Annotated in this window: 16 protein-coding genes and 1 tRNA gene; 10 read left to right on the forward strand and 7 right to left on the reverse strand. The window is 57.8% G+C overall.

Features of this window, described 5'->3' with window-relative positions; all coding sequences use genetic code 11:
* Positions 1 to 94: 94 nt before the first annotated feature.
* The 7 genes from GP473_RS08725 (at position 95) to GP473_RS08755 (ending at position 7,604) form a co-directional block, all read left to right on the forward strand.
* Positions 95 to 171 (forward strand) — tRNA-Pro (locus GP473_RS08725).
* A gap of 328 nt (positions 172 to 499) precedes the next feature.
* On the forward strand, positions 500 to 3,745 hold the full coding sequence (locus tag GP473_RS08730; RefSeq protein ID WP_186276871.1) for a DUF4040 family protein: 3,246 nt from the start codon (positions 500 to 502) through the stop codon (positions 3,743 to 3,745).
* Positions 3,742 to 4,227: a cation:proton antiporter subunit C gene (locus GP473_RS08735; protein ID WP_185770477.1), complete on the forward strand. Its 486-nt coding sequence runs from the start codon at positions 3,742 to 3,744 to the stop codon at positions 4,225 to 4,227. Before GP473_RS08730 ends, GP473_RS08735 begins: the two co-directional genes overlap by 4 nt.
* Positions 4,227 to 5,933: a monovalent cation/H+ antiporter subunit D family protein gene (locus tag GP473_RS08740; RefSeq protein WP_185770478.1), complete on the forward strand. Its 1,707-nt coding sequence runs from the start codon at positions 4,227 to 4,229 to the stop codon at positions 5,931 to 5,933. The genes GP473_RS08735 and GP473_RS08740 overlap by 1 nt, the downstream gene beginning before the upstream one ends.
* A complete protein-coding gene (locus GP473_RS08745) occupies positions 5,933 to 6,910 on the forward strand; it encodes a Na+/H+ antiporter subunit E (protein WP_185770479.1) in 978 nt (325 codons plus the stop codon). Before GP473_RS08740 ends, GP473_RS08745 begins: the two co-directional genes overlap by 1 nt.
* Before the next feature lie 6 nt (positions 6,911 to 6,916).
* Entirely contained in the window at positions 6,917 to 7,195 is a 279-nt protein-coding gene (locus tag GP473_RS08750; protein ID WP_185770480.1) for a cation:proton antiporter, read from the forward strand.
* A 4-nt stretch (positions 7,196 to 7,199) separates the two neighbouring features.
* On the forward strand, positions 7,200 to 7,604 hold the full coding sequence (locus tag GP473_RS08755) for a Na+/H+ antiporter subunit G (RefSeq protein ID WP_185770481.1): 405 nt from the start codon (positions 7,200 to 7,202) through the stop codon (positions 7,602 to 7,604).
* Between the two features lie 149 nt (positions 7,605 to 7,753).
* Here GP473_RS08755 and GP473_RS08760 read toward each other — a convergent pair whose 3' ends face one another.
* Together GP473_RS08760 and GP473_RS08765 are read right to left on the reverse strand one after the other, a co-directional pair.
* The gene (locus GP473_RS08760; protein WP_185770482.1) at positions 7,754 to 8,179 is read right to left on the reverse strand and encodes an organic hydroperoxide resistance protein; all 426 of its coding nucleotides are present in this window, start codon (positions 8,177 to 8,179) and stop codon (positions 7,754 to 7,756) included.
* A gap of 195 nt (positions 8,180 to 8,374) precedes the next feature.
* Complete coding sequence (locus GP473_RS08765; protein ID WP_185770483.1) at positions 8,375 to 9,982, reverse strand: catalase; 1,608 nt, start codon at positions 9,980 to 9,982, stop codon at positions 8,375 to 8,377.
* 89 nt (positions 9,983 to 10,071) lie between these two features.
* On the opposite strand from GP473_RS08765, the gene GP473_RS08770 reads away from it, so the two are divergent.
* Positions 10,072 to 10,674, forward strand: a complete 603-nt coding sequence (locus tag GP473_RS08770) for an RNA polymerase sigma factor (protein WP_185770484.1) — start codon at positions 10,072 to 10,074, stop codon at positions 10,672 to 10,674.
* 60 nt (positions 10,675 to 10,734) lie between these two features.
* Positions 10,735 to 11,961, forward strand: a complete 1,227-nt coding sequence (locus tag GP473_RS08775; RefSeq protein WP_186276872.1) for a ferrochelatase — start codon at positions 10,735 to 10,737, stop codon at positions 11,959 to 11,961.
* A 42-nt stretch (positions 11,962 to 12,003) separates the two neighbouring features.
* Here the strand turns inward: GP473_RS08775 and GP473_RS08780 are convergent, their stop codons facing one another.
* Positions 12,004 to 13,038, reverse strand: coding sequence for an aspartate-semialdehyde dehydrogenase (locus GP473_RS08780; protein ID WP_185770486.1), 1,035 nt, complete (start codon positions 13,036 to 13,038; stop codon positions 12,004 to 12,006).
* A 148-nt stretch (positions 13,039 to 13,186) separates the two neighbouring features.
* Positions 13,187 to 14,452, reverse strand: a complete 1,266-nt coding sequence (locus GP473_RS08785) for an aspartate kinase (RefSeq protein WP_185770487.1) — start codon at positions 14,450 to 14,452, stop codon at positions 13,187 to 13,189.
* A 141-nt stretch (positions 14,453 to 14,593) separates the two neighbouring features.
* Here GP473_RS08785 and GP473_RS08790 point away from each other — a divergent pair, with 141 nt between their 5' ends.
* Positions 14,594 to 15,565 (forward strand): DMT family transporter, encoded by a 972-nt coding sequence (locus GP473_RS08790; protein ID WP_185770488.1) that lies wholly within the window; start codon positions 14,594 to 14,596, stop codon positions 15,563 to 15,565.
* Here GP473_RS08790 and GP473_RS08795 read toward each other — a convergent pair.
* From GP473_RS08795 to thiS, 3 genes are read right to left on the reverse strand one after another with little or no spacing between them, the layout of a single operon-like run.
* A complete protein-coding gene (locus GP473_RS08795) occupies positions 15,527 to 16,684 on the reverse strand; it encodes a ThiF family adenylyltransferase (protein ID WP_185770489.1) in 1,158 nt (385 codons plus the stop codon). The two genes, GP473_RS08790 and GP473_RS08795, sit on opposite strands and share 39 nt — an antisense overlap.
* A gap of 9 nt (positions 16,685 to 16,693) precedes the next feature.
* Positions 16,694 to 17,485, reverse strand: coding sequence for a thiazole synthase (locus GP473_RS08800; protein ID WP_185770490.1), 792 nt, complete (start codon positions 17,483 to 17,485; stop codon positions 16,694 to 16,696).
* 5 nt (positions 17,486 to 17,490) lie between these two features.
* Positions 17,491 to 17,697 (reverse strand): sulfur carrier protein ThiS, encoded by a 207-nt coding sequence (thiS, locus tag GP473_RS08805; protein WP_185770491.1) that lies wholly within the window; start codon positions 17,695 to 17,697, stop codon positions 17,491 to 17,493.
* Positions 17,698 to 17,714 lie beyond the last annotated feature (17 nt).

Below are 17,714 nucleotides of genomic sequence, written 5' to 3' on the forward strand. Positions count from 1 at the left end.
ACCCCACCCCTCCTTGTTACGTGCCGTGTCACCCCACCCGTGACAGGGGTTTTGTGAGGATTACGAGCGAAGAGTACAGTGTTGTCTCGCAGACCGGGATATGGCGCAGTTTGGTAGCGCACCTCGTTCGGGACGAGGGGGTCGCAGGTTCAAATCCTGTTATCCCGACCAATTCTTTTCACATCTTCTCTTCTCGCGGGGTTCATCTCGCGGTGGCATAACCATTGCAGATATGCTGCGCCCTCGAGAAGCCTTTTTCATGCACTCCAGGGCAATAAAAACCGTACGCCCGGAATGTTGCGGTTATTCAGCTGATACACTAGTGCAGTCGCATAACTTTCCGTCCATGTTCCGAGTGGACGCGTGTTTTCACGCCCCGGGCAGCTATCGCATCACACCGTGCGCACCGTCTGCCTTCCGCAACCACGCGGAACCTGTGGTTCTTTGTGTGAGGTTGCTCATCGTTTTCGACCATTAAGAGTTGGGGTGTTAGACAAGCGTGGTCCTCTTCGCAGTCCCCGCAATTGTGGCGGTTGCCCTCATCCTGGTTCCTGCACTGGTTAAAGCTCTCGACCGCAATGCAGGCTGGCCTCTCGCCATCACTTTCCTTGTCCTCGCAGGCTATGTCATCGCACATGCCGATCCCATACTCCACGGCGCCACTGAAACCTGGTCCGTCACGTGGATTAAAGGTCTCATCGCAACCCCCGATGGTGGCTCCGGCTCTGTGGAGTTTGCCTTCCGTATGGACTCCCTCGGACTGTTCTTCACGCTTCTCGCGCTCACCATCGGTGCGATCGTTTTCATCTACTCCACACGCTACCTGCACCGCGGAAATAAAATCATGAGCTTTTACCTGCTCATGACAGCCTTCATGCTGGCCGTTGTGCTGCTGGTCTTGGCAGACGACGTAGTCATGATGTTCATTGGCTGGGAAATGGTCTCGTTGGCGTCGTTCTTTCTCATAGCCCGTTCCGGATCCGGCGGTGAAGCAGGCTCGGTACGCACCTTAATCCTCACCTTCATCGGCGGTTTATTTCTCCTTGCCGCGATCGGAATCATGGTGGCAACCACACACACCACCCGCCTCTCCGCCATCATTGCCCACCCGATATGGCACGAAGACCCAGTGCGTCTCGCCATCCTGGCTACCCTGGTGGCTCTCGCGGGCTTTTCCAAAGCTGCGCAAATCCCCTTCCACTTCTGGCTGCCGGAAGCAATGGCTGCCGATACCCCAGTCTCCGCGTTCCTCCACGCTGCGGCGGTGGTGAAAGCCGGTGTCTACCTGCTTATGCGCTTTTCCGGACTGTTCCAGGGGGTGGCGCTGTGGCACTATCTGCTGATCATCATTGGCATGGCCACGGCTCTTATGGCTGCGGTTTTCGCGATGCAGAAGACTGACCTCAAAAAACTCACCGCGTATTCCACCGTGTCCCAACTGGGGTGGATTGTCGCCACCATCGGTATCGGCACTCCGTTCGCCCTCGCCGCAGCTCTCGTGCATACCGCATCGCACGCATTGTTCAAATCATCGTTGTTCATGCTCGCCGGCGTCATTGACCACCAAACTGGTACCAGGGATATCCGCCGCTTGGGGTCGATCTGGCGTCGCATGCCTTTCACATTCTTCTCAGCGGTCATCGCCGCAGCTTCTATGGCAGCCGTACCTCCAACCTTTGGTTTCGTATCCAAGGAAGGAATGCTTGAGGCTTTCACGGAAGCCCCTTTCGCACACGCCGGCACCGTTGTTCTGTTGACCGTCGCTGGTATCGGCGCGCTCGCCACCTTCCTCTACTCCGCCCGCTACATCACGGGCGCGTTCATTGACGGCCCACGTGACATGTCCACGGTCAAAGAAGCTTCCCCCGGCTTGCTGATACCTGCCGCACTCCCCGGCGTACTATCTCTGCCAGTCGTGCTGGTCATGTCCAACGTTAATCACGCTGTTGATTCCGTCGTTGCTTCCACGGGTGTCGGACTCGCGCAGACCCACCTGAAACTTTGGCATGGCCTGGGCATACCTCTGTATATCTCCGTCACCGTCCTCGTGCTCGGCGTGGTGGGTATCATGATGCGACGCCGCATCTCCTCCATCATGGAGGGTCGCAGACTGGGCATTGCTACCGGCGCAGAGTTCATCTCCAAAGGAAGCACCATGGCGGTGCGCTGGGGTCGCCGTGCAGGCACGCTAGCCAATTCACAATCCCCCAACCGGCACGTCCTGTGGATCTTCGTTCTCATCTGTAGCCTGGCCATCGCCGGCTTCATGGCTCCCGGCCGGCTCGCGGGACTAGCAAGCCTCGAACCTCGGGTCACGGGCATAGATCGAGCCACGGATCTCGTCGCCCTGGCGCTCATCGCTCTCCCGGTTGTGGGCATCATCTCCACACGCTCGCGTTTGGCCTCGATCATCCTGCTGGGTGTCGTCGGAGTGGGCGTCTCCTGGATGATGCTCACTCTCGGCGCCCCAGATGTGGCGTTGACTAATTTGCTGGTCGAGTTCTGCGTAGTGGTCATCATGATGCTTGTTCTCCGCCACCAGCCTCGCCTGTATCTGAGGGAAGGAGAAAACCGCACCAAATTTGCCACCGCATTAGCAGTAGTCATCGGCATCATCACATTCTTCGGTGTGTTCTTCCTCATGGGGCGGCATGATAAGCCGGAGATCGCCAAATGGTATCTAGAAAACACGCCGGATCTCGCCGGAGGCAACAATGTTGTAGCCGTCATCCTGGTGGAGTTCCGCGCATTCGATACATTGGGGGAACTCACGGTACTGGGCATGGCCGGCATCGTCATTGCAGCAATCATCAGGTCCATCCCCCGATCCCCACTTCCCGGATACGGTCCAGGTTCTACGTCGGAGCTCTTCCGTGCCGAAGGTTCCACCCGCTTCCCCGATGTTCACAAAGTCCCTGAACTCGCACCGTTTTACTCGAAATATCTGCGTTCCACACACCTGAACTCCATCCCAGGTCGTATGACACTCATTCCCGTCTTACCGTTCATCGGGATTGTTTCTCTCGTCACGTTCTGGCGCGGGCACCAGGCCCCTGGAGGTGGCTTCCTCGCAGCGTTGGTTGCCGCCGGAGGGCTGTTCCTCTGGTACGTGTCGCAGCCGAAGTCTCGAAAGATCGGCACAGATGAATGGGGGTACCGCTTTGTCGGAGCCGGAATCATCACGGCCCTGCTTACTGGCGCCATTGGCTACGTGAAAGGTAGTTTCCTCGCCCCCATTCATGGGCATTTCTTAGGACAGCACGTCACCACCTCCTTGGTCTTTGACCTTGGCGTGTACTTCGCGGTGGTCGGCCTGATCATCATCGTGATCAACCAGCTGGGTGGCCGTGACCGTCCAGGGGCAGACCCTGTTCACATCCACACTGCCGTTCCGAAGTTGGGCGAAACGACACAGAGGCAATCCCCGCGGGCACAGAAAGCGCCCGGCACCGCTGCGCCTACAACGCAGCCCCCCGCAAAGCCCAAGCAAGAGGCCAGCTGGATCGTTCCTCAAGCCGATAGTGCTTTGGCTTCAACAGATGAACCCGGCTTGCCACACGATCTCACAGATGTCACCACAGCGGTCACCGCCGCTGATATTCACCGCGCCGAACGCGAAGCCGCAAAGCGACGCACAGCAAAAAAGAAGCGTAGGAAGGTGGAACCCTCGCCCCGCAGCGTGCGCACCGCCGCCGAAGACGCACCGGAAACAACCGCCACCGATACGGAAGGAGAGAAGAAGTGATCATCGCACTCATCATCGCCATCCTGATCGGTGGGGGTACTTACATGATCATGCAGCGTGGCATGGTGCGGCTCATCGTCGGCATCACGCTGCTGAGCCACGGCGTCAATCTGCTCATCCTTGCCGCCGGCATCGGAGCGTGGCGCTACGAGCCACTGATGAACCGTTCCACCCCAGATCAGGCCGCCGACCCCCTCCCTCAAGCTTTCGTCCTCACCGCCATCGTGATCTCTATGGCTTCCACCGCCGTGATGCTCGTGCTCGCCGCAGTCGGCCGCGATGATGACACACGCAGCTCCGACACCCCCGAACGATCTGCACACAAACTGCGCGCGTTACAGACCTTGGGACGTGAAGCTCAGCACATCGCCCCAGATTCACTTCGGGCAGCACGGCGCACCCAACGTGACAATGCAGCCCATGGCGGTGCTCAGCATCACCAGAAACATCAGGTACAGAAGCAGAAGGGAGATGCACGATAATGACCGCCGGAGCCACCCTCTCCTTCTTCATCCTCATCCCCCTGCTGGCCTCCGCCTGTGCGGCGATCGTTCCTTCCCTAGCGGTTCGCCGCTTCCTTGGCCTAGCTGTTCCCGCAGTAGGCATATTGGCTGCGGGCTACCTACTGTTTTATCTTTCCGGTGAGGGCGGCCCTGTCATTGCCGACAATGTGGGCGCCTTCATCGGTGGTATCTCCATCCCGTTGGTGGCAGACACCCTCACCGCAGTTATGCTGCTCGCCACGTCCATTGTGGTCTGTGCCGCGATGTGGTTTGCCGATGCCGTGGGAGAGACGAAAACACGCTTCTTCCCGGCCCTTGCGCTCATGCTCTTGGCGGGCGCATGGGGAGCCATCATGACGGCAGATATCTTCAATCTGTTTGTCTTCATCGAAGTGATGTTGATGCCATCCTTTGGTCTTCTCGCCATGACTGGCACGTGGGCTCGTCTGGCTGCCGCCCGGATGTTCATCGTGGTCAATCTGGTGACCTCCATGATTTTGCTGACGGGCGTGGCCACTGTTTATGCAGTTGTGGGCACCACAAACCTTGCAGCCCTCGCTGGGTCGGCTGGCCCTCGTGGACAAAGCTTCGCTCCCGGTATTTTTGGCAATCAGTGGCAGCTCATGGTGGCACTGGGCGTCGTCCTGCTCGCGCTGTCGGTTAAGGCTGGCATGGCACCGGTGCACACATGGCTGCCGCGCGCGTACCCAGCCACCTCACCTGCTGTGATGGCTCTTTTCTCCGGGCTTCACACCAAGGTTGCAGTGTATGCAATTTTCCGTATTTACCTCACGGCGTTCGAAGGCGATGTGGCCTTGGGGTGGGGAATCTTGGGCTTCGTGGTGCTTGGCATGTTGATCGGTGCTTTCGCCGGTCTGGGCGAAGCATCATTGCGTGGCGTCGTGGCCTACCAAATGGTCAATGGCATCCCATTCATGTTGGTTGCTCTGGTCTTTCTCAACCACGACGCACACCTCATGCTCTCCGCCTCTTTGTTCTACATGCTTCACCACATGGTGGTCGCATCCTCACTGATTATGGCGGCGGGATCCATCGAGGAAACGTACGGAACTGGGCGGATCAGGCCTCTTTCCGGCCTGTCGAGGCGCGACCCCTTCCCATCGGTTATCTTCGCTCTCGCTGCATTGGCCATCATCGGTTTCCCTCCCTTCTCCGGCGTGCTAGGCAAGCTGGGACTCATCATGGGCATCGCTCAAGATGGGACATGGAAAGCGTGGATCGCGATCGGCGCGATCATCATCGCCGGGGTGGGTGCTCTACTTTCGATGCTCTATGTCTGGCGCGAAGTGTTCTGGGGGCGTTCCATGAATGCAAATGAGTGTGATCCCTCTCTAGCTGTCGCCCACCGTTTTGTGTACCCATCCGCCGCGATGATCATTCTGTCGGTGGCCATGTTCTTCGGAGCTGGTCCTGTATTCAACGTTGTGGGTCGTGCCGCGGATAATCTCACGGACACAACAGCTTATGTCTCTGCCGTCATGGGCGACCCGGATACAGCAGTGGGTATGGTTCTCGAGCCCGGGCCGAGCGGATTGGACAATGTTCCGGCCGGCGCGCTGGACTCCACATCCGAGGCTGCGCTACGGGAGCAGGAAATCCGCAATAACCAGATCACGACCAGTGATAATACCGAACAGTCCAAAGCTAAGGAGGCTGGGCGATAATGAAGTATCTCCGCATTCTTGCTCACTGCCTTCGCTATGGTCTGTGGCTGGTGGGGCAGATCATCAAAGAATCCACGGTGATGGCTATCGACACTCTGGGCACTGGTCGCAACATTGCCCCCGTGGTCATTTACTATCCTCTGCGGATTACTAAAGAGCGCGACATTGCCGCCTTCACGGCCTCAATTACCATGACGCCAGGCACCCTCGCACTGGGCATAACCGGCCCCAAAGAAGTGGACTATGACGCGGAGGCGGGTAACCGTTCTCGCCATGATGCGTCCGCTGTCGGTGAATCTGAGTTCGGGACTCACGGCCTAGAGACTGTGCAGCGCTTCCTCGCCGTGCACGCAATGTATGGATCACATCCACAAGAGCTCTTAGATTCTCTCGCAGAGATGGAAGAGAGACTCGTTCCGAGCATCAAGGATAAGAAAAACCACTTTGATGTGCAGACTTTGGTGGAACGTGGACGCCCAGGACCACGCGGTTTCCGCGGTAGTCATGGTGGGCGCGTGTCAGACGAAACTGTCTTTGACGTGGAGAAGGTGGACTCCACTCCCCACGCCGCTGCGTTCGTCGCAGCAATCTTGGAGCAGGACGAAGAAGAATCCAACCCTGAGGATGTCAAGAATATGAACCGGGAAGAACGCTATGCCGTTGCTCAGCGCAACGTTGAGCGTGCCCGTTCCCGTCGCACTCAGTCGCCAAAGAGGGGACCGATGACGGACATCGACACATTCAGAGGCGATAAGCTTGGCTCCTCCCGTCCTGACAGAGAGGGGCGCACCAAGCCAGGAGAAACTCTCTACGATCCGCTCTACCCCAAGAACAATCCAAAGGACGGTGATGTTGACGGGTCTCAGCTCAAAGCACCGCTGCCCAAGGCTTATCGGTTGGAATCAGAGAAAGATAACGGTAAAGACAAAGACAACAGTAAAGGCACAGACACACACAAACACAGGAAAGAGGAATAAGCAGCAATGAGCCCCCAAGATTTCCTCAACGTCACCTCTGGCTTGGCGGCCGTCATCGTGGTCATCGCCCTGCTCATGGTGCTATGGCGTGCGGTGACCACGCATAACGACGCCCGGCGTGCGGTTCTTTCGGACGTCATCTTCCTCGCAATGGCAGCCCTGTTCATGTGCTACAGCCTTTTTGACCATACGTCCGTGACTTATGAAGTGGTGTTGTTTGCCGGTTTCTTCGGTGCCCTGTCCACCGCGGCGTACGCACGCATCATCTCTCGAGGGAGGCGTTAAAAGCATGACCATCACAACTATTGCTGCAGAAGCCGGCGAACTCATCCACTTCAACGAGCCAACGTGGGGGCTCACGATTCTCACGAGTGTGCTCGCTCTGCTAGGAGCCGTATTTGTGTTTGTCTCCGCCCGCGCAATGTACCTCGCCCCGGATGCTATCTCCCAAATCAACATGCTCGGCCCTGCCACGGGCGTGGGGCTTCCGTTATTGATCCTCGCCAATGTGGTACACGGCTGGAATATTCACGGATGGGTGGCCGGGGAGTTCATCCGGGCAATTGGTGCGATCTTTCTCCTGCTCGTTGTCCAGGCCGTTGGCTCCTACATCATGGGCCGAACCCTACACGCCACGCACTGGGATCACACTGCTCCGCTGTCGGGTGGTCAGCGCGCCAAAGAACCAAAGTAAATCACCGTTCGCTCAGCATACGGCCGCATCAAAAATCCCCCGCCGGGAGCGATTGTCTTCACCGGCGGGGGTTTTGTTGTTCTGTGGACTACCAGATAGCGGATTGCTTAGCCGCCGCGGGCTGCCAGATCCTGGTGTCCTTGGCTCACTTAAGCAGCGGTGGCGGTCACTTCCGTATCGACGTTGCCGCGCATCGCCTTGGAGTAAGGGCAGAACTCGTGTGCCTGCTGCACCAGTTCATTGGCCTTGGCAGCGTCTACGTCGAAGATGGTGGCATGGATTGTGGCAGTGAGGAACATGCCGTCCTCACCCTTGTTGAGGGTCATGGTCACTTCCACTTCCGGGGTTTGGTCAGATTGCACGCCAGCGTTTTTCATCATTAGCTGCAGTGCACCATTGAAGCACGCTGCCCATCCCGCGGATACGAGCTGTTCCGGGTTTGTTCCTTCGCCGTTTCCGCCTAGTTCCTTTGGCGGGCGGACATCGAGGTCCAGGGCGCGGTCGGAGGTTGCCACGTTGCCGTCGCGGCCGCCGCCGGTGGACAGCGCCTTGCCTGTGTAGAGTGCCTCACTCATGATGTGTTCTCCTCATTTCTTGTTACTGGGTGTGTTCGGTGTATGTCGTGTTGCCTTGTGGCATTCGGTGTTGTCCTGCGGCATCCAGCGTCGTCCCCGTGGCTCGGGGGCTCTATCGTCCTGGCAGCACCGTGGTCATCGCTGGGGCTTAGCCGGTGTAACGACGCCACGCGTTCCGGCGCCTGCGGGAATCCTTTAACTGGCGTTGAAGATCTCCCTGACCCGGTCACGTAGATCCTCGTCCACATTGCCCCAGTATGTCCAGCATTGTTCCGCCACCTGGTCGGACACACCGTCCATAGCCGCAGCGATGTTGTTGGCTAGGCGCTCGCGTTGAGCATCATCCATGACCTCGCGAACGAGAATTCCCGCCTGGATGAAATCATCATCCTCCGGATGGCGTACATACGCTCCGCGTGTGAAGTCCTTACCGTGAAGCTCATCGAAAAGACCAAGGTCTGCTGCAAGCCCAGTCGCGGATTCTTGACCTCGACCAAAGCCGTACTTGGAGTGGCCTGCGTCGACTCCCTTCTGAACCGCACCGGAACCATCGGATACGTCATCGACACCCTCACCACGCTCAAAACGGTTAGGGGAGTACACTGGCGTGCCCGCTGGAGGGAATTCCTGGGTACCCGCACCGTCCTTAGCCGTGTACAGGTTCTTATTCTCTACGATCGGACGGTTTGATGGCAGCTGATGAAAGTTGACGCCCAGACGGTAGCGCTGTGTATCCGCATAGGCGAACACGCGCGCCAACAGCATTTTGTCTGGAGAAAAGCCCACGCCCGGGACGATGTTCGACGGGGCGAACGCTGCCTGCTCCACCTGGGCGAAGAAGTTCTGTGGGTTTTCGTTCAGTGTGAAGTGACCAACTGGAATCAGCGGATAGTCCTTCTGCGACCACGTCTTCGTGAGGTCGAACGGATTCCAGCGGTAATTCTCTGCCTCGTCAACCGGCATGATCTGCACCTTGACATCCCAGGTTGGGTAGTCGCCCTTTTCAATGGCCTCATAGAGATCCTTGCGGGAGGAGTCAAAATCGCCATCACCAATCAGTTTGGCTGCTTCCTCATCCGTGTAGGTCTGCCACCCCTGGCGAGTCTTGAAGTGGTATTTCACCCAGAAGCGATCACCGTCCTCATTGATCCATTGGTAGGTGTGGGAACCGAATCCGTCCATGTGACGGAAGTTTTTCGGGATACCGCGATCACCCATCAAGTAGGTGACTTGGTGTGCTGTTTCCGGCGAACGAGTCCAGAAATCCCACTGCATGTCAGCGGATCGTAGGCCAGAGTCAGCTAGACGCTTCTGGGAGCGGATGAAGTCTGGGAATTTCATGCCGTCGCGGAGGAAGAACACCGGGGTGTTATTGCCGACGATGTCGTAGTTACCCTCCTGGGTGTAGAACTTCAGGGAGAAACCACGCACGTCGCGTACTGCGTCAGGAAAGCCCTGCTCACCAGCAACGGTGGAGAAACGTGCCAGCATTGGGGTCTTACGCCCTGGCTGGAATAGGTCAGCTTTGGTGTATTGCGAGACGTCTTCGGTGATCGTCAGCTCACCGAAAGCGCCAGAACCCTTCGCATGAACGTTGCGCTCTGGAATGCGTTCGCGGTTGAAGTGAGCATGCTTCTCCACAAGATGCACGTCACTGAGCAGTAGCGGCCCCTGCTCACCAACGGTGGCGGAATGTTCCTCAGTGTGAACGGGTGCACCGTTGACGTTGGTGGAGTGGCCTGCGTATGGGCACACCCCTCGATGTGCGATGTCCTTCGCTGTCTGCTTCTCGTTGGCAGTCATGAGTCGTGGACCTCCTAAAGTTGGGTGGCCACCCATCCTGCCAGAACTCTGCTCAGCCTGCAGAAAACACAGTGCTAAACTTCTTATCTATGAGCATTCAGCACAGTGAGGCGCACGATGCCTTCGTCACCGACCTCGCACTCAAGGCCGCCCACGGTGACCGTGCTGCATTGACTGAATTCATCGCCCACACCCACGATGATGTGTGGCGCCTCCTCGCCCACCTTGCTGATAGTGACAGGGCTGATGACCTGACACAAGAGACGTATCTGCGAGTACTCGGCGCATTGCCCCGTTTTGCGGCTCGTTCTACCGCTCGCACGTGGATTCTTTCCCTTGCCCGCCGCGTCTGGGTTGATTCCGTCCGCCATGACATGGCTCGTCCGCGTAAATCGGCCGGAGATTGGGACGACGCCACATCTGACCACGCCGCAGCGGAAACTACCGGTAGCCAGACATGGGCTGACTGGGTCGACACACGAGCACTCATCGACCAGCTCGAACCGGAACGTCGAGAGGCGCTGATCCTCACTCAAATGTTGGGGTACACCTATGCAGAAGCCGCAGGTATCGCCGGGGTTCGTGTGGGCACCATTCGTTCTCGCGTCGCGCGCGCCCGGGCGGACTTGGTAGATATGTCTCAACCCCGTGATCATCGGAGTGTGTCTCGACAGGTCAAGAAACGGGCGTAGTCTCCGTACAGTCGCACCTGCGAGATTTCAGGTTTCTTAATTCTCGGTAGAGTAAAACGCATGACAAACACTGCGTTGCTCCTGCTGTCCTTCGGTGGTCCGAACAAAACCGAAGACGTCGTTCCTTTCTTAGAAAATGTCACTCGTGGCCGCGGTATTCCTCGGGCGCGACTCGAGCAAGTGGGTGAGCATTATTTCACCCTCGGGGGTAAATCCCCCATCAATGAACAGAATCTGCAGATCATTTCCAACCTCGAAGCCGAATTATCTTCCCGCGGTATCGATATGCCGGTCTACTTCGGCAACCGCAACTGGGAACCATATGTAGAAGATGCCACTGTGCAAATGGCTCGGGATGGAATCGAGCACGTCTACGTGTTCGTGACATCCGCGTGGGGTGGTTATTCCGGTTGTTCTCAATATCAGGAAGATATTCAACGCGCGATCCAAGCGTGTGAGAAAGCCGGTGTTTCTGCTCCCACGATGGAGCGCCTCCCGCACTTCCACACTCATCCCGCGTTCATCGCGGAATTCGCCTCCGCCGTGGATGCAGCCCGTGGTGAACTACCTGAGGAGGCGCGCGAGGATGCAGATCTCATTTTCGCTGCGCACTCTGTTCCGTGTGTCGCCGATGAGGAGGCTGGCCCTCACAAGTTTGGCGGAAACCTGTACTCTCAGCAGGTATTAAACGCGGCGCGCTTGGTGCAAGAAGCTAGCTCATTCAAAGGCAAGCCGGGTTCTGGGGCTTCTTATGCATGGACTGGCAAGCTTGCGCAGCACGAGCCTGTCGGCGGGCGTGGCGATGGGCCGGCTCATACAGGGGAGACGGTCGGTGTAGATCTTGGTGTGGGGACGGACTACGACGTGGAGCTAGTATGGCAGTCCCGTTCCGGTTCTCCTCATACTCCTTGGTTAGAGCCAGACGTGTGCGATCACATTGAGGAGCGAGCACGCAGAGGCAATAAGCGGGGAATTGTTTTATGCCCGATTGGCTTTGTCACTGACCACATGGAAGTGGTGTGGGATCTTGACACGGAAGCTAAAGAGGCTGCTGCGGAAGCTGGTATCCCCTTCATCCGCTCCGCTTCTCCTGGACTCAGTGCTTCTTTCGCCACCATGGTCGTAGACATGGTGGCTGATTATGCAAAGAGCTTTGAAAAGTCCCAGCCGACAGAGGCTCAGCGGGCTGCGGAGGACATTGCGAAGAAACTGTCCACGGTTCCTAACTTCGGGCACACCACAAATGGTTCTTTCTGCGCCCCAGGTTGCTGTGGCTCGCAAAGGTAGCCTCCTACGGCCACCCCGCTAGCCCCATCGGGGTGACGCCCGTTAATCCAACAGTAATTCGGCAATCTGAATAGTATTCAGGGCAGCGCCTTTGCGCAGATTATCTCCTGCCACGACGAAGACGAGCCCGCGACCACCGTCGACAGACTGATCCTGACGGATACGCCCCACCAGGGACTCGTCCTTACCGGCGGCGGCTAGTGGCGTCGGTACATCAACAACCTCAACCCCCGGCGCATCGGCGAGAATTTCCCGGGCGCGATCCGGGGTAATAGATTTGTCGAACTCCGCGTGGACGGTCATAGTGTGCCCCGTCAGGACTGGTACGCGAACGCACGTGCCACCTACTAGGAGATTTGGGATCCCCAAAATCTTGCGTGACTCGTTGCGGAGTTTTTGCTCCTCGTCCGTCTCTTCGGAGCCATCCTCCACCAAGTTGCCAGCAAAAGGCAGGGCGTCGAAAGCAATTGGGGCTACGTATGGTCCCAGATCCTCGGCGACCAAAGCGGAACCATCGTGCACCAGCTCTTCGATACGGTCCACGTTCTCGCGCACTTGCTTTGCTAGCGTTTCCACACCCGCTAAGCCGGATCCAGACACGGCCTGGTAGGAGCTCACGCGCAGTCGCCGCAAGCCAGCCTCAGCGTGCAACGGGCCTAGCACGGGCATAGCCGCCATGGTGGTGCAGTTCGGGTTTGCGATGATCCCCTTGGGGGTGTTTTTCACCTCGTGTCCATTGACCTCGGAAACAACGAGCGGAACGTTATCGTCCTTACGCCAGGCAGATGAATTGTCCACCACGATCGCGCCGGCCTCTGCGAAACGTGGTGCGTGTTCACGGGAGGTGCCGCCACCAGCAGAGAACAGGGCGATATCGATGCCCTTCAGTGCATCCGTAGGGGTTGCTGCAACATCCTCTACAACTACTTTCTTATCCCCGAATTCCAGTTCCTTGCCCGCCGAACGAGCAGAAGCGAAGAAACGGACATTGTCTGCTGGGAAGTTACGCTCACGCAGGATGGAACGCATGACACGTCCCACCTGGCCTGTAGCGCCAACAACTGCGATGGTCGTCATGGGTAATCCCTCTCGGTCTTTCTCGCCCAATTTTATTGCGTCACACAGCGCCTCATCTTCGCGCTGTCTAGGCTTATGTCGGTTGTATTCCTGTTGTGTTCCTAGCGGCCGGCACCAAGGTGCGCGTAGAGCCGACGCTGAGGTGACATTAACGGCCGGTACCTGCGTACACCGTGGCTTCTTCCTCGCCGCCGAGCTGGAAACGCTCGTGGAGAGCCACCACGGCCTTGTCCATATCGGCCTCACGAATCAGTACGGAAATGCGGATCTCAGAGGTGGAGATCAGCTCAATGTTCACGCCGGCGTCTCTGATCGCCTCACAGAAGTCAGCAGTTACTCCGGGATGAGACTTCATCCCGGCACCGATCAGGGAGACCTTGCCGATTTGGTCGTCGTACAGCACATCCTGCCAGTCGGAGTTCTTCTGCATGGCCTTCAACAGTTGGACGGCCCGCGGCCCATCTTCTCGAGGGCATGTGAAGGTGATGTCTGTGCGGTTGTTGTCGATTTTGGACACATTTTGCAAAACCATATCGATGTTGATCTCTGCATCTGCGACCGCGCGGAACACCTTGGCTGCCTCGCCTGGATTGTCCGGGATGCCTAACACGGTGATTTTTGCCTCGGAGCGGTCGTGCGCCACACCGGTGAGTACTGCCTCTTCCACTGGAATATCCTCCATCGATCCGGAAACTAGGGTGCCAATGTCATTGCTGTAGGACGAGCGAACACGCAGGGGCACGTTGAATGCGCGAGCGTACTCGACGCTGCGCAACATGAGCACCTTGGCGCCCACCGCAGCCATCTCCAGCATTTCTTCGAAGGAGATGTTGTCCAGTTTGCGGGCATTCTTTACGATGCGCGGGTCCGCGGTGTATACGCCATCGACATCGGAGTAGATCTCACACACGTCGGCGTTCAGAGCTGCAGCGAGTGCTACTGCGGTGGCATCCGAGCCTCCGCGTCCCAGAGTGGTCACGTCGCGAGTCTCACGGTTGACACCCTGGAAACCGGCGACGAGGCAAATTTTGCCATTGTCAAGAGCCTCTTGAACCCGCCCCGGGGTGACATCCACAATGCGTGCATTGCCGTGGCGTTCTGTGGTCAGCACTCCCGCTTGAGAACCAGTGAAGGACTGTGCTTCTGCCCCATAAGATTCGATGGCCATGGCCACCAAGGCATTGGAGATGCGTTCACCGGCAGTCAGCAGCATATCCATCTCGCGGGCAGGCGGGACCGGGTTGACTTGTTCAGCGAGATCCAGCAGCTCATCGGTAGTATCGCCCATGGCGGAGCAGACCACTACCACGTCGTTGCCCTGTTTCTTAGTTTCCACGATGCGCTCCGCCACCCGACGGATGCGCTCCGCACTTTCCAGCGACGATCCGCCGTATTTTTGGACGATGAGTGCCACGTGGCTTTCACTCCTTTATGCGCGCCGAATTCACAGACGCGCGTCTGCGTGAGTCTTGTCGCCCAGATTCTACCCCAGTGTGCAGACATTCAGGCAAGGTAGGTGAGGTATTTCGCCTATTGTGAGTTAGATTTGATAGCGATGTATCACAACAATCTGTTAGCGGTTTTCTTCGCTTTGCTCTCCGCGTTGACTATCGCGTGGGGAACTGTGATTCGGCACCGCGTTGCGGAAAACACCGCTGAGGGCGTGGTGCCGATCATGGCCGCGATCCGTTCGGGCTGGTGGTGGGCTGGCCTGTTTGGCGCTATGGCGGGCTATGGCCTACAGATCATCGCACTGCGCTTCGGCACGCTTTTGATTGTTCAACCCATTTTGGTTCTCAGCCTCATGTTCACCCTGCCACTGTCTTCGTGGATGAATGGGCGTCGTATTTCAAAGGCCGAGACCGCCTGGGCAGGGTTTCTCACTGCTGCGGTGTCCGTCATCATCATTTTGGGGCGTCCTGCCGCTGCAGAGACTAACCCGTCGGATGTGGTGTGGTGGTCGTCGTTCTGCGTGGGAACCGTGGCTATTAGTGCGCTGTACTTATGGGCTCGACGCCAATCTCGCCACACCCGCGCTCTTATCTTCGGTTCGCTTACTGGTGCGATCATGGGTTATCTCGCACTGATGTCCAAGACCGTAGTTGATATATGGAGCACTGAGGGGCCTCGCTATCTGGTATCCAGCTGGGAGCTCTATATGCTTCTGTTCTTGGCAGCCACCGGTACTGCTGTTCAGCAAGCAAGCTTCAATGCGGGAGACCTCAAGAATTCCCTGCCAGCCATGACCATCGTTGAGCCACTCATTGCTTTCAGCTTGGGGTATGTTGTCCTCGGCGAGCATTTCCAGGTGAATTCAACGGAAGGCTGGGGTGTCATGCTGGCAGCCATGACGGTAATGATCGGATCCACCGTTGCTCTCAGTCGCCTTGGGGTCGAGGCTCACACTGTCGAGGCTCACGCTAACGAGGCTCACGCTAACGAGCTTTCTGAGCAGCAAGAGCCGCAACAGTTGACAGCACAACAGCAGTTAGACCAGCCCGGCAATACCACCCGGAAGATTCCGTAGCGTTATTCCGCGCGTCTGGAACTCTTCCCCGAAACGCTCGATGAAATGTTGACTGCGCATTCCGGAGGCGCATGCCACCACAATCTGGGAGACATCCTCCCCAAACAGTTCTGGGGGTACATCATCCACACGATGGATCCCGCTCAGGGGAGCCAGTACAGCATCCACGCCTGGCCATGGCTGCACCATGACCTCATGGTCTTCACGAATGTCGAGGCCTACCGCGTCGCCTTCCTGCAGAGCGCGCTGCAGATCATGCGCTTCCTGCAGTAACTTCTCCGCATTTTCCATGCCCGATGTGTCTGCTATCCCTGCACCTGCCCTGCCAGGAATGGCGCATGCGTTGTTATAACTGTTGTCCACGCCAGTCACCAGTGCGCGTTGAGGGTCTGCCGCAACGTGTAGGGAACGAAGTTGGGCGCCGAGAGCATCGTAGCTTGTCACTTTTCCCACCGTGTCGGCCAGACCGGTGAGATACATAATTAGCTCGGTGACCATGAGACCTGCGATCACAGACGTCGTCACGCCCAACACACCAGCTGTGGCACAGTCCGGGACGAAATCCCCACCCGGCTGTTCCGGGAAGAGGTCACGCAAACCCACCCCGCGGGCGTCCGCGGTATTCACACCGGAATGCCAGAGCGCTACGTCTCCGCGAAATCGCAGCACAGTACCCCAGACGAGAGGCGTAGAGGTTGCCTCGGCGGCATCAGCAACCAGGTATTTCGTGGAAAAGGAGTCTGAGCCATCCAGCACCACATCCACGCCATGCACCAACTCCAGTGCATTGTCTGGAGTCAGCCGTTCCTGCAAGGTATGCACGCGTATCCCCGGCTGCAATGCACGAATGCGCTCGGCGGCAACTTCCACCTTCGGCTTCCCCACATCATCAGCGCCAAATAGAATCTGGCGATGGATGTTTGTGATGTCCACGGTGTCATCATCAATCACGGTGATCTCACCGATTCCCGCTGCCGCCATTTGCTGCAGGGCTGGACAACCAAGACCACCCGCGCCGACGACCAACACGTGGGCGTTGTGCAGTGCCTCTTGCTGTTCCAGTCCAAAACCCGGGAGGTTGAGTTGGCGCGCGACGCGGCGCAATTCTAACTGCCTCATTGTTTTCTCCTAGAGCACCTGGTCTGGCCAGCTTGCCAACCCCTCGAACTGGGACGACGCATACGCCTGAGCGTGTTCCCGGCGCGGGATACGCCCCGCCCGTGCGGCCCAGTACCCTGCTTCCACTGCGGCTTTCATAGCGCGTGCCATAGCTACTGGATCTTCCGCCCGGTTCACAGCACTAGCGAGCAGTACTCCCGAACAGCCCAATTCCATGGCAAGGGTGGCGTCGGACGCCGTCCCCACACCCGCATCGATGAGAACGGGCACAGATAACCGGGAGCATATGAGTTCAATATTGTGGGGGTTGAGAATACCCAGCCCTGTGCCGATAGGTGAGCCAAGGGGCATCACCGCGGATGCTCCCGCATCCTCCAAACGCTGCGCAGACACGGGGTCATCGCTGGTGTATGCCAACACCACAAACCCTTCACTGACAAGAATCTCGGTGGCATCGATTGTTTCTACCACGTCGGGTAACAGGGTGTGCTCGTCGTGGATGATCTCCACCTTCACCCAATTGGTACCCAGAGCCTCGCGGGCCAAACGGGCAGTGAGGATCGCATCTCGCGCCGTGCGACAGCCGGCAGTGTTCGGCAACGGCGCGATGCCAAGCCGCTGTAGTAGGTCAAAGATGCTCTCCCCTCCTCCCCCAGCCTTCGCTGTGTAGCGACGCATCGCCACCGTCGTCAGCTCCGTCCCCGATGCCACCAGAGACTTCTCCAACATAGCTTGGCTGGTAGCCCCTCCCGTGCCCATGATGAGGTGCGAATCAAATTCCCGATCTGCCACATTCAACATGGCACTTATCCTCCTTGAACGGCGGTAAGCACATCAACACTCATGCCGTCCTTCAACGCGGTCGCCGTCCATTCTGAACGGGACACTACCCGCCCCTCTATTGCCACAGCCATACCTGCTTCAGAGGCGTTCCCGGTAAGCTGCCCCACAAGATCTTCCACCGAGGAGCCTTCGTTGAGGATGAATGGCTCACCGTTGACAATTAGTTGCATGGCTGTTCCCTTACCTT

Source organism: Corynebacterium anserum (genome assembly GCF_014262665.1).
GTDB classification, from domain to species: Bacteria; Actinomycetota; Actinomycetes; order Mycobacteriales; family Mycobacteriaceae; genus Corynebacterium; species Corynebacterium anserum.

Excerpts from the sequence above, each read along its gene's own strand:
- GP473_RS08775 (WP_186276872.1), top strand. The coding sequence starts at position 10,735 with ATGACAAACACTGCGTTGCTCCTGCTGTCCTTCGGTGGTCCGAACAAA.
- GP473_RS08780 (WP_185770486.1), bottom strand. The coding sequence starts at position 13,038 with ATGACGACCATCGCAGTTGTTGGCGCTACAGGCCAGGTGGGACGTGTC.
- thiS (WP_185770491.1), bottom strand. The coding sequence starts at position 17,697 with ATGCAACTAATTGTCAACGGTGAGCCATTCATCCTCAACGAAGGCTCC.
- GP473_RS08800 (WP_185770490.1), bottom strand. The coding sequence starts at position 17,485 with ATGTTGAATGTGGCAGATCGGGAATTTGATTCGCACCTCATCATGGGC.
- GP473_RS08755 (WP_185770481.1), top strand. The coding sequence starts at position 7,200 with ATGACCATCACAACTATTGCTGCAGAAGCCGGCGAACTCATCCACTTC.
- GP473_RS08795 (WP_185770489.1), bottom strand. The coding sequence starts at position 16,684 with ATGAGGCAGTTAGAATTGCGCCGCGTCGCGCGCCAACTCAACCTCCCG.
- GP473_RS08750 (WP_185770480.1), top strand. The coding sequence starts at position 6,917 with ATGAGCCCCCAAGATTTCCTCAACGTCACCTCTGGCTTGGCGGCCGTC.
- GP473_RS08760 (WP_185770482.1), bottom strand. The coding sequence starts at position 8,179 with ATGAGTGAGGCACTCTACACAGGCAAGGCGCTGTCCACCGGCGGCGGC.
- GP473_RS08790 (WP_185770488.1), top strand. The coding sequence starts at position 14,594 with ATGTATCACAACAATCTGTTAGCGGTTTTCTTCGCTTTGCTCTCCGCG.
- GP473_RS08765 (WP_185770483.1), bottom strand. The coding sequence starts at position 9,982 with ATGACTGCCAACGAGAAGCAGACAGCGAAGGACATCGCACATCGAGGG.
- GP473_RS08745 (WP_185770479.1), top strand. The coding sequence starts at position 5,933 with ATGAAGTATCTCCGCATTCTTGCTCACTGCCTTCGCTATGGTCTGTGG.
- GP473_RS08770 (WP_185770484.1), top strand. The coding sequence starts at position 10,072 with ATGAGCATTCAGCACAGTGAGGCGCACGATGCCTTCGTCACCGACCTC.
- GP473_RS08740 (WP_185770478.1), top strand. The coding sequence starts at position 4,227 with ATGACCGCCGGAGCCACCCTCTCCTTCTTCATCCTCATCCCCCTGCTG.